The sequence below is a fragment of the Streptomyces sp. NPDC002835 genome, from assembly GCF_053591995.1.
In genome coordinates this window covers 247,764-262,159 of sequence record NZ_JBSFUW010000001.1, presented here as the reverse complement: position 1 = coordinate 262,159, position 14,396 = coordinate 247,764, and the positions used below count along the sequence as shown (strand labels likewise).

The 14,396-nt window shown below is 71.7% G+C and carries 13 protein-coding genes; 7 read left to right on the top strand and 6 right to left on the bottom strand.

Annotated elements, in window-relative coordinates; genetic code table 11:
* Window positions 1-157: 157 nt before the first annotated feature.
* Window positions 158-625 carry an NUDIX hydrolase gene (locus ACWD01_RS01210; protein ID WP_451156801.1) on the top strand — a complete coding sequence of 156 codons (468 nt, stop codon included), beginning with the start codon at window positions 158-160 and terminating at the stop codon, window positions 623-625.
* Here the strand turns inward: ACWD01_RS01210 and ACWD01_RS01205 are convergent.
* On the bottom strand, window positions 601-1,626 hold the full coding sequence (locus tag ACWD01_RS01205; protein WP_451156799.1) for a hypothetical protein: 1,026 nt from the start codon (window positions 1,624-1,626) through the stop codon (window positions 601-603). The two genes, ACWD01_RS01210 and ACWD01_RS01205, sit on opposite strands and share 25 nt — an antisense overlap.
* Window positions 1,627-2,135: 509 nt before the next feature.
* A complete protein-coding gene (gene pepN / locus ACWD01_RS01200; RefSeq protein WP_451156797.1) occupies window positions 2,136-4,697 on the bottom strand; it encodes an aminopeptidase N in 2,562 nt (853 codons plus the stop codon).
* A gap of 116 nt (window positions 4,698-4,813) precedes the next feature.
* On the opposite strand from pepN, the gene ACWD01_RS01195 reads away from it, so the two are divergent.
* Entirely contained in the window at window positions 4,814-5,452 is a 639-nt protein-coding gene (locus ACWD01_RS01195; RefSeq protein ID WP_451156795.1) for a mycothiol-dependent nitroreductase Rv2466c family protein, read from the top strand.
* Between the two features lie 82 nt (window positions 5,453-5,534).
* Here ACWD01_RS01195 and ACWD01_RS01190 read toward each other — a convergent pair whose 3' ends face one another.
* Window positions 5,535-6,950 carry an amino acid permease gene (locus ACWD01_RS01190; protein WP_451156793.1) on the bottom strand — a complete coding sequence of 472 codons (1,416 nt, stop codon included), beginning with the start codon at window positions 6,948-6,950 and terminating at the stop codon, window positions 5,535-5,537.
* A 428-nt stretch (window positions 6,951-7,378) separates the two neighbouring features.
* On the opposite strand from ACWD01_RS01190, the gene ACWD01_RS01185 reads away from it, so the two are divergent.
* A complete protein-coding gene (locus ACWD01_RS01185) occupies window positions 7,379-7,963 on the top strand; it encodes a biotin transporter BioY (RefSeq protein WP_451156791.1) in 585 nt (194 codons plus the stop codon).
* Between the two features lie 3 nt (window positions 7,964-7,966).
* Here the strand turns inward: ACWD01_RS01185 and ACWD01_RS01180 are convergent, their stop codons facing one another.
* Window positions 7,967-8,365, bottom strand: a complete 399-nt coding sequence (locus ACWD01_RS01180) for a hypothetical protein (RefSeq protein WP_451156789.1) — start codon at window positions 8,363-8,365, stop codon at window positions 7,967-7,969.
* An 80-nt stretch (window positions 8,366-8,445) separates the two neighbouring features.
* Here ACWD01_RS01180 and ACWD01_RS01175 point away from each other — a divergent pair, with 80 nt between their 5' ends.
* Window positions 8,446-8,934, top strand: a complete 489-nt coding sequence (locus tag ACWD01_RS01175) for a ribose-5-phosphate isomerase (RefSeq protein WP_356889790.1) — start codon at window positions 8,446-8,448, stop codon at window positions 8,932-8,934.
* A complete protein-coding gene (locus ACWD01_RS01170) occupies window positions 8,934-9,746 on the top strand; it encodes an Fpg/Nei family DNA glycosylase (RefSeq protein WP_451156787.1) in 813 nt (270 codons plus the stop codon). Before ACWD01_RS01175 ends, ACWD01_RS01170 begins: the two co-directional genes overlap by 1 nt.
* Before the next feature lie 208 nt (window positions 9,747-9,954).
* On the opposite strand, the gene ACWD01_RS01165 is transcribed toward ACWD01_RS01170, so the two are convergent.
* Window positions 9,955-11,184, bottom strand: coding sequence for a GNAT family N-acetyltransferase (locus tag ACWD01_RS01165; RefSeq protein ID WP_451156785.1), 1,230 nt, complete (start codon window positions 11,182-11,184; stop codon window positions 9,955-9,957).
* A gap of 105 nt (window positions 11,185-11,289) precedes the next feature.
* On the opposite strand from ACWD01_RS01165, the gene ACWD01_RS01160 reads away from it, so the two are divergent.
* Together ACWD01_RS01160 and ACWD01_RS01155 are read left to right on the top strand one after the other, a co-directional pair.
* A complete protein-coding gene (locus ACWD01_RS01160; protein ID WP_451156783.1) occupies window positions 11,290-12,435 on the top strand; it encodes a PP2C family protein-serine/threonine phosphatase in 1,146 nt (381 codons plus the stop codon).
* A 29-nt stretch (window positions 12,436-12,464) separates the two neighbouring features.
* Window positions 12,465-12,920 (top strand): HD domain-containing protein, encoded by a 456-nt coding sequence (locus ACWD01_RS01155; protein WP_451156781.1) that lies wholly within the window; start codon window positions 12,465-12,467, stop codon window positions 12,918-12,920.
* 19 nt (window positions 12,921-12,939) lie between these two features.
* On the opposite strand, the gene ACWD01_RS01150 is transcribed toward ACWD01_RS01155, so the two are convergent.
* On the bottom strand, window positions 12,940-14,106 hold the full coding sequence (locus tag ACWD01_RS01150; RefSeq protein ID WP_451156779.1) for an acyltransferase family protein: 1,167 nt from the start codon (window positions 14,104-14,106) through the stop codon (window positions 12,940-12,942).
* Window positions 14,107-14,396: the final 290 nt, after the last annotated feature.

Below are 14,396 nucleotides of genomic sequence, written 5' to 3'. Positions count from 1 at the left end.
ATGACCGCTCAGCCTTTCGTAAATGACAGGGGTTTGTGGAGGGTTGATCGAGGCAGATCCGCGCATGGCGTACATCCGCCACCGCGCACAGTCCGCCACAGGGAACGAATCGGTGCGTACCTCCCTCGCCCGTTCGGCGCGCCGGTAATCTCACCGGATGAACAAGGAGTTGAGGGTCGCGGCGTACGCCGTGTGCGTCCGGGACGAGCAGATCCTGCTGGCCCGCTGGGTCGCGCGCGACGGAACCAAGAAGTGGACGCTCCCCGGCGGCGGCATGGACCACGGAGAGGACCCCCTCGACACCGTCGTTCGCGAGGTGGCGGAGGAGACCGGGTACGTCTCCGAGATGACGGCCCTGCTCGGACTCGACTCGCTGCGCCGCCGCTATCCGCGCAGACTCGGCGCGTTCGCCGACTTCCAGGGCCTGCGGATCGTGTACGAGGGCCGGATCACCGGCGGCGAGCTGCGCAACGAGGTCAACGGGTCGACGGACCTGGCCGCCTGGCACCCCCTGGCGGCGGTGCCGGGCCTCGAACGCGTGGAACTCGTCGACGTCGGCCTGGAACTGTGGCGCTCCAGGCCCGCGCTCGGCAGGGCGGTTCAGCGGGGCAGGACCACCACGTAGGCGGCGGGATCGCGGTCCGCCGCGGCCATCAGCGCCGTACGCACCACGGTCGCCTGCTGCTCCGGGGCGTCGCGCAGTTGGCGCGGCGTGAGGTGTACGACCGTGATGCCCAGCCGCTCCAAGTGGTCCCGCTTACGGGCGTACCGCGACCACTCCGCGTCCTCGTCCCGGCGCGGGGTCCGGCTGTCCAGCTCCACGGCGACGGCCTGCTCGGGCCAGTACGCGTCGACCCCGCCGAGCCGCGGCCCGCCGGGGAGGCGGAGCTCCACGTTCCACAACGGGTCCGGCAGACCGCCGTCGCTCACCAGCCGGTACAGCCGGCCCTCGGCGAGCGCGCGGCGCTCCACGAGCAGGTCGTCGACGGCGCTGACGACGTGCGGCCGGTCCAGCAGCCCGGCGTCGTTCAACTCGCGCACCAGCGCGGCCGGTTCGCAGTGCCCGCCGCGCACGGCCTCCGTCAGCAGCCGGCCGGCCAGCCGCGCGTCGTCCAGCTGTGCCACCGCGTCGGCGACCGCGCGGGTCGCGGGGGCGACGGGCAGGCCGCCGATCTCCTCCGCCGCCGGCAGCGCGTGCCCCCGCAGCAGCCGGGCGCACCCCGCCGACCGCAGCCGCCGCGTCCGCGGCACCAGCACGTCGATCACATCGAGCGCCGTCAGCGACGGCACGGCCGAGAACCCGTACAGCGCGAGCGCGGCGAGTCCGGTGACCATGGCGTCGCCGTACGGCGATGCGCCCTGCCGCTCCTGCCGCTGCGCCGGCAGGACGGGCCGGCCGGCGTACAGCAGCACGGCGTGCAGCCGCTCGGTCCCGGTGGGCGGCCCCGGATGCAGCAGATACACCCCCGGCAGCAGCATCTGCCACGCCCCACCGGGCCGGCACTGCTCCGCGACCCGCGAGGGCGGGACACCGTGCGTCCGCAACTGCGCGCCGGACACGACGCGGTGGGACGCGGAGGGGAGGGGGAGCGGAAGAGAGGAGAGGGAAGCGTCGGGCTGACTCATGCCGATGATGTGCCCGCGTCGCCGGACCGGCCTAACCGCTGTTACGAACCCGTCGACAATTCGGGACGACCCTGCCCTAAAGTACGCCCGTTCGACTACCGACACCGCGTCCTGCGTTTGGCGCTCTGGGAGCTCGGCGGTCTTGTCGGGGCGCTGGCCCCGAACCCCGCGCCTCAATCGCCGGCGGGGCTGGATGTGTCCGGTTCCGTGCCGGGTCCGGCGGCTTGAGCGCCCGGCGGGCTGGGAGCCTGCCGGTCTTGTCGGGGCGCTGCCCCGAACCCCGCGCCTCAATCGCCGGCGAGGCTTGAGCTGCCGGGCTCAAGCCCGGCCTGGGGGTACCTCCCACGGCCGCCAGGCCGTAGGGGGAGTTTGAGGCCACCGCGCGGAGCGCGGTACCGGGCCTGGGCGGAGCCCGGGTCGCCGCCCGGAGGGCGGTGCGGGGTCCGGGGCATGCCCCGGTTTCGGGAAGGGGCGGGGTGGAGAACAGGCGGCCCCCGCCCCGCGCCCCGTCACCCCCCGTCCCGCCCCTGCGCCCCCAACGCCCGCGCCAAGTCGTCGCGTGCCTCGGCCACCAGCCGCCGCAGCGCCGGCGCCGCCGACGGGTGCGCGGCGAGCCACTCGTCCGTCGCGGCGAGCGTCGCGGGGGAGTCCTGCAGGGACGGGTACAGGCCCCGCACCACGTCCATCCCGATCTGGATCGACCGCTGCGCCCACACGCGTTCGATCGCCTCGAAGTACTTCTCCGTGTACGGCGCGATCAGCGCACGCTGCGACGGCTGGACGAAGCCCGAGATCGTCGCCTCGACCAGCGCGTTGGAGAGCGCGTCCGACTCGACGACCGCCGCCCACGCCTGGTCCTTGACCGCCGCCGACGGCCGGGACGCCAGGCAGCGCACCTCGTGCCGCTTGCCCGACGCCGTGTCGTCGCGCGCCAGTTCCGCCGCGATCGCGGACTCGTCGGCGACGCCGTGCGCGGCCAGCGGTTCGAGGAACGACCAGCGCAGCTCCTGGTCGACGTCCAGGCCGTCGATCTTCGCGGTGCCGGCCAGCAGACCGCCCAGCAGCCCCAGGTCCGCGTCGGACGCGGCGACCGACGCGAAGAACCGCGCCCACGTCAGCTGGTGCTGGCTGCCCGGTTCCGCGTCCCGCAGCTCCCGCAGCGCGCCCTCGGCGGCCAGCCGGCCGCCCTCCTCGCGCCAGGAGGGCGCGACGTAGTGGACGAGGGCCGAGCGGGTCCACGCGTGCAGCATCTGCAGCACGCCGATGTCGGACTCGCGGCCGGCGAACTTCAGCACCAGACGGACGAAGTCCCGCGCCGGCATCAGCGCGTCCCGCGTCAGGTTCCACAGCGCCGACCAGCACAGCGCCCGCGCCAGCGGGTCGGTGATGGCGCCGAGGGACGCCCGCAGCGTCTCCAGCGACCCTTCGTCGAAGCGGAGCTTGCAGTACGTCAGGTCCTCGTCGTTGACCAGGACCAGCCCCGGCCGCTCCGCGCCCGCGAGCCCGGCGACGACCGTCCGAGCCCCGGTGACGTCCACCCCGGTCTGCGCGTACCGCACCAGTTCGCCGTCCTGGAGGCGGTACAGGCCGACCGCCACCCGGTGCGGCCGCAGCGTCGCGCCGTCCTGGGCGATCGCCAGCTCCGCGATCCGGCCGTCGTCCCCGAGGACGACCTCGGGGGTCAGCGAGTTGACGCCGGACGTCTCCAGCCAGGAGCGCGACCAGGTCTTCATGTCGCGCCCGGAGGTCTCCGCCAGCACGGACAGCAGGTCGCCGAGCCGGGTGTTCCCGTACGCGTGCCGCTTGAAGTAGCGCCGCGCGCCCTCCAGGAACGCGTCCCGCCCGACGTACGCGACGAGCTGCTTGAGCACCGACGCGCCCTTGGCGTACGTGATGCCGTCGAAGTTGAGCTTGGCGTCCTCGAGGTCACGGATGTCGGCCGTGATCGGATGCGTCGACGGCAACTGGTCGGCCCGGTACGCCCACGCCTTGCGGTTGTTGGCGAAGGTGACCCAGCCGTTGGTGAAGCGGGTGGCCTCCACCATCGAGAACGAGCCCATGAAGTCCGCGAAGGACTCCTTGAGCCACAGGTCGTCCCACCACTGCATGGTGACCAGGTCGCCGAACCACATGTGCGCCATCTCGTGCAGGATGACGTTGGCCCGGCGCTCGTACGACGCCTGCGTCACCTTGCCGCGGAAGACGAACTCCTCGCGGAAGGTGACACAGCCCGGGTTCTCCATCGCGCCGATGTTGTACTCGGGCACGAACGCCTGGTCGTACTTCCCGAAGGGGTACGGGTAGTCGAAGTGCTCGTGGAAGAAGTCCAGGCCCTGCTTGGTGACGAGGAAGATGTCGTCGGCGTCGAAGTGCCGGGCGAGTCCCTTGCGGCACATCGCGCCCAGCGGGATCCGCAGCACCGTGCCGTCGGCGAGCTCGCGCTCGTACAGATCGGTCTCGTAGTGGTACGGACCGGCGACGATCGCGGTGATGTACGTCGAGATCGGCGCGGTCTCTGCGAACCGCCACGTCCCGTTCTCGGCGCGCGCGCCCTCGCGGTTGCTCCACACCGTCCAGCCCTCGGGAGCCGTCACCTCGAAGCGGAACGGCGCCTTCAGGTCGGGCTGCTCGAAGTTGGCGAAGACCCGCCGCGCGTCGGCCGGTTCGTACTGGGTGTAGAGGTAGACCTCGCCGTCCTCGGGGTCGACGAAGCGGTGCAGGCCCTCGCCGGTGCGGCTGTAGGCGCACTGGGCGTCGACGACCAGCACGTTCTCCGCGGCCAGGCCGTCGAGCGCGATGCGCGAGCCGTCGAAGACGGCGGCCGGGTCCAGCCGCTCGCCGTTGAGGGTGACGGCCGTCACGGCCGGGGCCACCAGGTCGACGAACGTCGAGGCGCCCGGCTCCGCGGCGCGGAAGCGGATCGTGGTCACGGACCGGTACGTGCGCGTCCCGGAGGAGTTCTCGGGCTCCCCGACCGCGGAACGCACGTCGAGGGCCACCTCGTACCCGTCGACCGACAGCAGTCCGGCCCGGGACCGGGCCTCGTCGCGGGACAGATTCTCACCGGGCACAAGCACTCCTTCGTGTCTCGTTCGAACAGAAGTGATCCTCCCACGGGAATCGACGGGGCCCTCGGCGGCGTTGTCAGGGCAGGCGCGCAGGGCGCCGCCCCTTTCCGAGGAGTGATATGTCGCACGACGGCAAGACGCCCGTGGACTTCTGGTTCGACCCGCTGTGCCCCTGGGCCTGGATGACCTCCCGCTGGATGCTCGAGGTCGAGAAGGTCCGTGACGTAGAGGTGCGTTGGCATGTGATGAGCCTCGCCGTGCTCAACGAGGACAAGCTCGACCAGGTCTCGGCGGAGTACCGCGACATGCTGGAGAACCAGGCGTGGGGCCCGGTGCGGGTCGTCGTCGCCGCCCAGCAGGAGTACGGCGACGAGGTGGTCGGCAAGCTCTACACCGCCCTCGGCACCCGCTTCCACAACGAGGGCCAGGGCCCCGTCCGCGAGGCCGTGGTCGCCGCCCTCGAGGAAGTCGGTCTGCCGGCCTCCCTCGCCGACTTCGCGGACAAGGACACGTACGACGCCCAGCTGCGCGCCTCCCACAAGGAGGGCATCGACAAGGTCGGCCAGGAGGTCGGCACGCCGGTCATCGCGGTCCCGGGCGCCGACGGTGAGCAGATCGCCTTCTTCGGCCCGGTCGTCACTCCCGCCCCCAAGGGCGAGGAGGCGGCCAAGCTCTGGGACGGCACGCTGATGGTCGCCTCGATCCCGGGCTTCTACGAGATCAAGCGGACCCGGACGACGGGCCCGATCTTCGACTGAGCGGTTCCCGCACCCACCGAACGCCAGAGGGACCCCCGGGCCATGACGGCCCGGGGGTCCCTCCGTCGTCGTGCCGCGCCGGTCAGTCGAGCGGGGCGCGGGCGCCGCGGCTCCGCTGGATCAGGTAGCCGAGCGCCGCCAGCAGCAGCGTCAGGCCGCCCGTCCACAGCAGTTGGACCCGGGTGCCCTCCTCGCGCGCCATCAGCACGAACACGGCCGCCATGCCCGCCAGCGCCACCCAGGTCAGGCCCGGGAACAGCCACATCTTCACGACCAGCTTCTCGGGCGCCTCGCGCTCGGTGCGGCGGCGCAGGACGAGCTGGGAGACGGCGATGAAGAACCAGACGACCAGGATGATCGCGCCGATCGTGTTGAGCAGCCACATGAAAATGTCGTTCGGCCGCCAGTACGACAGCAGCACGCACAGGAACCCGAAGAGAGAGGAGACGACGACGGCGACACGGGGCACGCCGCCGAAGATCCGGCCCAGCGCCTTCGGACCCTGGTCGCGGGCGACCAGCGAGCAGGCCATGCGGGAGGCGCCGTAGATGTTGGCGTTCATCGCGGAGAGCAGGGCGACCAGCACGACGACGTTCATGATCCCGCCCGCGCCGGGGATGCCCAGGTGGTCCAGGGTCGCGACGTACGGGCCGTCCTTCTCGACCGCCGGGTCGTGCCAGGGCACCAGCGTGACGATGACCGCCATCGAGCCGATGTAGAAGACGGCGATCCGCCACATCGCGGTGCGCACGGCCTTCGCGACACCCCGCACCGGGTGCTCCGACTCGGCGGCGGCGATGGTGACCGTCTCCAGTCCGCCGTAGGCGAAGACGGAGGCGAGCAGACCCACGATCAGGCCTTCGGTGCCGTTGGGCATGAAGCCGCCGTCGCCGGTCAGATTGGTGGCGCCGGGGGCGTCGACGTCCGGCAGGCCGCCGACGATGGCGAGCACACCGATGCCGAGGAAGAGCACGATCGCGCCGACCTTGAGGGCGGCGAACCAGAACTCGAACTCGCCGAAGTTCTTCACCGCCGCCAGGTTGGTGCCGCAGAACACCATCATGAACAGCGCCACCCAGGCCCACTCGGGCGTGCCCGGGAACCAGCCCGTCATGATCCCGGCGGCGCCGATCGCCTCCAGGCCGACGGCCACGCAGAGCAGGAACCAGAACGCCCAGCCGGCGGTGAATCCCGCCCACGGCCCGATCGCGCGCTCGGCGTGCACCGAGAAGGAGCCGGAGGCCGGGTTCGCGGCCGACATCTCGCCCAGCATGCGCATCACCAGCATGACGAGCAGACCGGAGAGCGCATAGGCGACGACGATCGACGGGCCGGCCGCGGCGATGCCGGCTCCGGAGCCGACGAAGAGCCCGGCGCCGATGACACCGCCGAGGGCGATCATCGACAGATGGCGTTGCTTGAGGCCGTGCGTGAGCGTGGCGTCCGCAGCGGCGTCGGCCTGCTGGTCGGCCTTCGCGGGCGCGGTGGTCCGAGACATGGGCGTGCCCTGTTCTGAGCTGAGACGGGGGAGTGGCCAAGTGTGGTCATGGCACCGCTCGCAAGGAACGGATGTCCGCTATACGGTCACGATGCTCACACAAGGTCAGAGGCCGTGCACACGAGCTCCACCTCTCGGTGACGCCGGTCACGTGCCCCCTCGCGCCGAGGTCCCAGTGCACGGTTCACCCGGTACGAGTTATGGAGTCCCTACAGTCTCCCTGAGCGGGGGCCCGCTGCGCAAAACGCAGACTGTGCCCCGGACCTCAGTGAGAAGCATCACGTCATCCGTCGCATGGTCGCGGCTCTTTGTGTGAATCCCACCAAGCCGTCAACCGCCGCTTTGTGGGCGGCTGCTCGTGATCCGGTGCGCTCCCGTGGGCTACCGTCGCCGTGTCCCGAACCGCCCACACCCTCGCCGGAGTCCCGATGAGCACTGCTGCCGCCCCCGTCCGACCGGGGCTCGTCCTCGCCGACCTGCTCCCTGCCTCCCGTGTGCGGGACATCACCCTGGTCGTCGGCGGCGCCGCGCTCACCGGCATCGCGGCGCAGATCGCCCTCCCGGTCCCCGGCTCCCCGGTCCCCGTCTCCGGCCAGACCTTCGCCGCCCTCCTCGTGGGCACCGCGCTCGGCGCCCGCCGCGGCCTGCTGTCGCTCGCCCTCTACGCGGTGGTCGGCATGGCCGGCATGCCGTGGTTCGCCCAGGGCGCCTCCGGCTATGCGATGCCGTCCTTCGGCTACATCCTCGGGATGCTGCTCGCCGCGGGCGTCGTCGGACAGCTCGCCCGCCGCGGCGGCGACCGCTCGGTGCTGCGCATGGCGGGCACCATGGCGGCCGGTTCGGCGGTCGTCTACGCGGTCGGCGTGCCCTATCTGGCGCTGGCCACCGGCAGGTCCCTCGGTGAGGCGGTCGCCGCGGGCCTGGTGCCGTTCCTGATCGGTGACGCGCTGAAGGCCGCCCTGGCGATGGGCGTGCTGCCCACCGCCTGGAAGCTCCTCGGCCGCCGCGGCTGACGCTCAGTCCCGATCGTCCCGATTGTCCCGATCGCGGAAGAGGCTCGCCGGGTCGTACACCGACCGCAGACCGGCGAGCCTCTTCCGCGTCCCGGGCTCGTGCAGCCCCCGCGTACGGCTGCCGCAGCCGAAGGCGAAGTTGACCGAGCGGCCCAGCGTCAGCGGCTCCAGCACCTGGAACACCCGCGCGTGCAGGGCCTCCACGACCCCCGCCTCCGTGTCCGGGCCCAGCGGGTTGAGGATCCACAGCAGATACCGGGCAGCACGGAACGGCACCGCGTTCCGCTGCTCCTTCGCCGTCGCGCCGCCCAAGTGGTTGATCTGGACCACCGACATGACCGGCGCGTCCGGCCCGGTGAGCCGCAGCACCTCGCGCGCCCGGCCCGCGTCGACAGCTAGCAACCCCTGCCGCCGCCGACCCGCGCCGGCGGTTTTCCCGCCCCGAGCCGGATCGCCGCGGTCGCACATGCCACACTCGGACCATGCGCGTGTACCTCGGCTCCGACCATGCCGGCTTCGAACTCAAGAACCACCTCGTCGAGTGGCTCAAGGCCCACGGCCACGAGCCCGTGGACTGCGGTCCCCACATCTACGACGCACAGGACGACTACCCGCCGTTCTGCCTGCGCGCCGCCGAGCGGACGGCCGCGGACGAGGGCAGCCTCGGCATCGTGATCGGCGGCTCCGGGAACGGCGAGCAGATCGCCGCGAACAAGGTCAAGGGCGTGCGTGCCGCGCTCGCCTGGAGCGAGCAGACCGCGGCCCTCGGCCGCGAGCACAACAACGCCAACGTGGTGGCGATCGGCGGCCGGATGCACTCCCTGGAGGAGTCCACCAAGTTCGCCGAGATCTTCCTGAACACCCCGTACTCGGGCGAGGAGCGCCACACCCGCCGCATCGAGATGCTCTCCGCGTACGAGACCACCGGCGACCTGCCCCCGATCCCGGCCCACCACCCGCAGCAGGGCTGATGCCCGAGGGGCACACGATCCACCGACTGGCCGCCGACCACCGCGAGAGGTTCGGCGGCCGGTCCGTGCGTGCGACGAGCCCGCAGGGGAAGTTCTCCGACAGCGCGGCACTGATCGACGGCCAGGTGCTCGAGTACGCCGACGCCCACGGCAAGCACCTCTTCCTCGGGTTCGGGCCGCTCGGCTGGGTCCACATCCACCTCGGCCTGTTCGGCAAGGTCACCTTCGGCGACGCGCCGGCGCCGCCGCCCACCGACACGGTGCGGCTGCGTCTCGCCAACGCCACGTCCTACGTCGACCTGCGCGGCCCCACGGCCTGCGCGCTGCTCACCGACGGCGAGAAGCAGGCGATACACGACCGCCTCGGCCCGGACCCGCTCAGACCGTCCGACACCCCGGACCGGGCCTGGTCACGGATCTCCCGCTCCCGCACGACGATCGCCGCGCTCCTGATGGACCAGAAGATCGTCGCGGGTGTCGGCAACGTCTACCGCGCGGAGGTCCTCTTCCGCCACGGCATCGACCCCTACCGGCCCGGCAGGGACCTCACGCGCGCCCAATGGGACGCGATCTGGGACGACCTGGCCGCCCTGATGCGCGAGGGCGTACGCAACAACCGCATCGACACCGTCCGCCCGGAGCACCTGCCCGAGGCGATGGGCCGCCCGCCGCGCGTCGACGACCACGGCGGCGAGGTCTACGTCTACCGCCGGGCGAACATGCCGTGCCACGTCTGCACCACGCAGATCCGCACGGCGTCGCTCTCGGCCCGCAACCTCTTCTGGTGCCCGAACTGCCAGCTGCAGCGCTGACGGCTCCGGCGTCGGTCGGGCACATCCAGCCCCGCTGGGGCACCTCCCACGGCCGCCAGGCCGTAGGGGGAGTTTGAGGCGCGGGGGTCCGGGGGCGGAGCCCCCGATTACGGGAAGGTGGGGGTACCCCCGCGGCCGCCAGGCCGCAGGGGGAGGGTAGGGGAACGAGCCCGCCGCAGGCGCCTCCGCCCCTCCAACATGCCCCCGCTTAAAACCCGTGCGGCAACCACGGCGCCACGTCCGACCCGAACGCCACCGACGCCTCCCGCAGCGCCCCCTCCCGCACCTCCCGTACCCGCCCCGCCCCCGCCAGGGACGTCAGCGACACGCCCCCCAGATACGCGGCGCCCAACTCCCCCACCCCGAGCTCCAGATCCGCCGCGTCCCGCGTCCGCGCACACGTCGCGCCCTTCGCGTCCCCGGTGAGCCGCCACCGCCCCGTGTTCCACGGGCAGAACGCGTCGTCGACCTCGAACACCACGTCCACCGGCGCCGTGTACCGCCGCGCCTCCAGCGCCGCGCCGACGTCGACCAGCCGGACGTGCAGCGAGTCCCGGACCTGCACGTCGCAGCGGCGGATGTCGCTGACGAGGTGCAGCAGCGGGTCGTCGACCGGACGGCTGCGGGACCGGACGGCCGTCGTCAGGTCGATGTCGCACAGGAACCGCCACAGAACCGCGTACGCCACCGGGTCGAGCGCGTCGATGTGCCGTACCGAGATCGAGCCGTGGGGACCGGCCAGGGTCCAGTCCGGCTTGTTGTGGAACCGGGCGTAGCCCACGACCTGCCCGTCCCGCTCGGCGAGCACGCACTGCATCGGGGACGCGCCCTGCCGCTCGCTCGGCGGGTCGAGCAGCGGCAGCCGCTCCCACCCCGGACGGCGCGCGAGCATCCCGGGCCGCGCGCCGATCGTGCGCCGGTACACCTCCTCGCACGCCTCTGCGCCCTCGGCGACCGAGACGAACCGCAGCCGGACGTCCTCGCCGCCCGCCGGCACGGCGATGCGCACCCGTGAGGAGTCGATCTCCACGGACAGTTGACGGGTGGCGATGCCGTAGCCGAACCGGCCGTAGATCTCCGGCTCGGAGGCCGTCAGCACGGCGAGCGGCTCGCCCCACGAACGGACGTCGTCGAGCTGACGGCGCATCATCGACGTCAGAATGCCGCGCCGCCGGTGGGTGGCCGCGACGCTGACCATGGTCACTCCGGCCGCGGGCACGAACGTGCCGCCCGGCGCGGACACCGAGAAGGTGAACGCACCGGCGGTGCCCACGCACTCCTCGCCGTCCCAGACGCCGATCGAGCGCTCGGTCTCGGTCAGCGACTCCCACAGCTCGCGCTCCTGCCGGGCCTCCGCGACCCCTCCGAAGGCGCGTTCCAGACTCGCGTACCACCGGTCCCACTCGGACTGCCGCAGCACCCTCAGATCTGTCGTCATATGCCATCCCTACCAGCCGCCCACGGCGCGTCGCGACCCGATTTCGAACTAACTGTCGTGGGGTCCCCCTGCACGGCGGGGCGGCGGGTGGATAAGGTCCCCGCAATGGCCCACGGCTCTCAAGCAGACTCGTTCACGGCCCGGATGCGCAAAGCCGTGCACCGGGCCCGTACGACGCTGCGCCGATCCGCCGTCGACTACTTCCGCGGCGACGGCTCCGACTGGCTCGCGCTGGTCGGACTGCTGCTCACCGTCCCCGCGATCACCTGGGGAACGATCGCCGCACCGGTGTGGTGCTCACCGGTGGCGCTGGTCCTGCCGATCGTCGCCGGCGGGCTGCTGCTGCGCCCGGCGAGCCTGCTCGGTCTCTACGCGGCCGCAGCGGGCGCCCTCATCGTCGAGTCGATGGTGCTCGGCCCGTATCTGGAGGGCCCGGCCAGGGTCACCCCGGGCACGGTCCTCGTCGTCGCGGCATGTGGTCTTTTCGGGCTGCTCATCGCCCAGTTCAGGGCGAGGGTCGGCGTGCCGTGGCGGCGCGGCGGCACCATGCTCTTCGACCTGCGCGAGCGCATCCGCGTGCAGAGCGCCCTGCCGCGGCTGCCGAAGGGCTGGCACCAGGAGATGGCGCTCCGCCCGGCCGGCGGCCAGTCCTTCTCCGGCGACTTCACGGTCGCCGCCCGTACCAACGGCGGCCGCACCCTGGAGGTCGTCCTCACGGACGTCTCCGGCAAGGGGATGGACGCGGCGTCGCGGGCGCTGCTGCTGTCGGGGGCGTTCGGCGGACTGCTGGGCTCGCTGCCGCCGCACGGCTTCCTGCCCGCGGCCAACGGCTATCTGCTGCGCCAGGACTGGGACGAGGGCTTCGCCACGTCCATCCATCTCGTGCTCGACCTCGACTCGGGCGACTACGAACTGTTCTCCGCCGGGCATCTGCCCGCGCTCCAGCTCCACGCGGGCAGCGGGCGCTGGGAGGAGAAGTCCGCCGAGGGCCCGCTCCTCGGGGTCTACGACACGGCGCAGTTCGACCCGGTCAAGGGCTCCCTGCGCTCCGGCGACGTGCTGATGCTGTTCACCGACGGGCTGGTCGAGGCGTCCGGCCGCGACATCAGCGAGGGCATCGACCGGCTCACCGGCGAGGCCGACCGCTATGTGGCCTCCGGGTTCGAGGGCGCGGCCTGGCATCTGATCGAGGCGGTCGCCAAGGACGTCAACGACGACCGCGCGCTGCTGCTGCTGTGCCGCCAGGTCTGACACCGCTGCCACGCGCGTACAGTCGTCGCATGTCGGAGCAGATGCTGAGCCTGGCCGAGGTCGAGGCGATCGCCCGTGAGGCGCACGCCGCACAGCAGGACAAGGCGGGCCGCCCGTACGCGGAACACATCGCGGCCGTCGCCGAGGGCGTGCGCGCCCGGGGCGGCAGCGACGACCAGATCGCCGCGGGCTGGCTCCACGACGCGGTCGAGGACGGCGTGCTGAGCCGCGCCTGGCTCGAGGGCGCCGCCCTGCCCAGGCCCGTGAAAGACATGGTCCTCGCCCTCACCAAAGGGGAGGACGAGGACCTCGAGGTCTATACGCGGCGCATCCTGGACACTCCCGGCGCGCTGCTGGTCAAACAGGCCGACCTGGCCCACAACGCCGATCCCGCGCGCCTCGCCGTGCTCGACGAGGCGACGCGGAACAGACTGACCGCCAAGTACGCCAGGACCCGTGAACTGCTGGGCCTGACCGCCGACTAGAGCCGGTACTGCCGGGTACTCACCGGCGCGGGCCCGACTCGGCGGCGTCCTGGCGGAACGCCCACTTCATCTCGGGCTCCGTGACGAACCGCAGGGCCCGGCGTACGGGTGGCGAGCACATCAGGGTCACCATGACGCCCGTACCCAGCGTCAGCACCACCAGACCGACCGGACCGCCGAGCCACGGCCGGCTCTCGAACAGCCCCCAGTAGTCACCGGCCTTGACCGCGAAGCCGTGCAGCAGGTAGCCGCAGATGGTCCCGGCGCCCAGGGCCGTGAACCAGGCCCGGCGGCTCGGCACCAGCGCGAGGAACGCGGCGCTCAGCACCAGCGCGCACCCGAAGAGCGCGACGACCACCACCAGGCCCGACCACCACGGCCAGCCCCGCTCCTGCACGCTGCTGGAGCGGTAGAACCAGCTCAGGTTCATACGGGGGGCCACCCAGTACGCGAAGAGCAGCGCCCCCGCGAGGACGGGCACGGCCAGCAGCCGCGCCTGTGGCCGCCGCAGCAGCTGGAAGTGCTCCGGCTTCAGACACAGGCCCAGCACGAAGAAGGGCAGGAACTGCAGCACCCGCATGAGGTTGAGGTCGTCCCCGATGCCGTCGGAGAGCGACGCCAGCACACTGATGGAGAGCGCGATGGACATCGGCCACCGCACCGACTGCCACAGCGGGGCGGTCAGCCGCCAGATGAACAACGCGGCCAGGAACCAGGTCAGATAGAACGGGTCGAGCAGGCTGATCGGCCGCGACGGATCGTCGTTCGCGTACCGGGCGAACAGCGAGTAGGCCACCTCGAAGACGACGTACGGCAGAGCGATGCCCGTCAGTAGTCGTCTGAGCTGATGCGGTTTGCCCCGGTAACTCCGGGAGAAGTAGCCGGAGACGATGATGAAGGCCGGCATGTGGAAGGTGTAGATCACCATGTACAGGGCACGCGTTGCCCTGCTGCCCTCCATCACCGGCTCCCAGGCGTGCGCCACCGCCACCAGCACGATGGCCAGATACTTCGCGTTGTCGAAGTAGGCGTCCCGACCGGTGGCCTTGGCAGCCGCCCCAGGGGCGGACTTCAGGCCACTCGCGGCCGGGGCGGCAGCGGTCGCCGTCCGGTTCTCCGGGATGGTCTCCGACTCCTTGACCTCGGGCCCAGGCGTCCTCTCGTATCCCTGCGCAGCGTGGAACATTCAAGGCACCCTAGCCCCCGATATTCGCTGCGCAAAACACGCTGGACACCTGGCCCATTCGAATACGATGCTCGCGACGGTGAGCCGATATGTCCTGGTTGGACCCGCATGAACAGTGCATATCGCTCACGTGTCGCGGTCGCGTGAATTGACTCACGGAGATGCTTCGAATTTCTCGTGACAGAAGTGTGGGGACAGTGAAACGATCAAGGGTAATTCCTTTTCGTGTTTCACCCGGGCGGCCCCGCCGGGGCGGCAGCAACCGCCGCGCCCCGTATCCGTGATGGCGT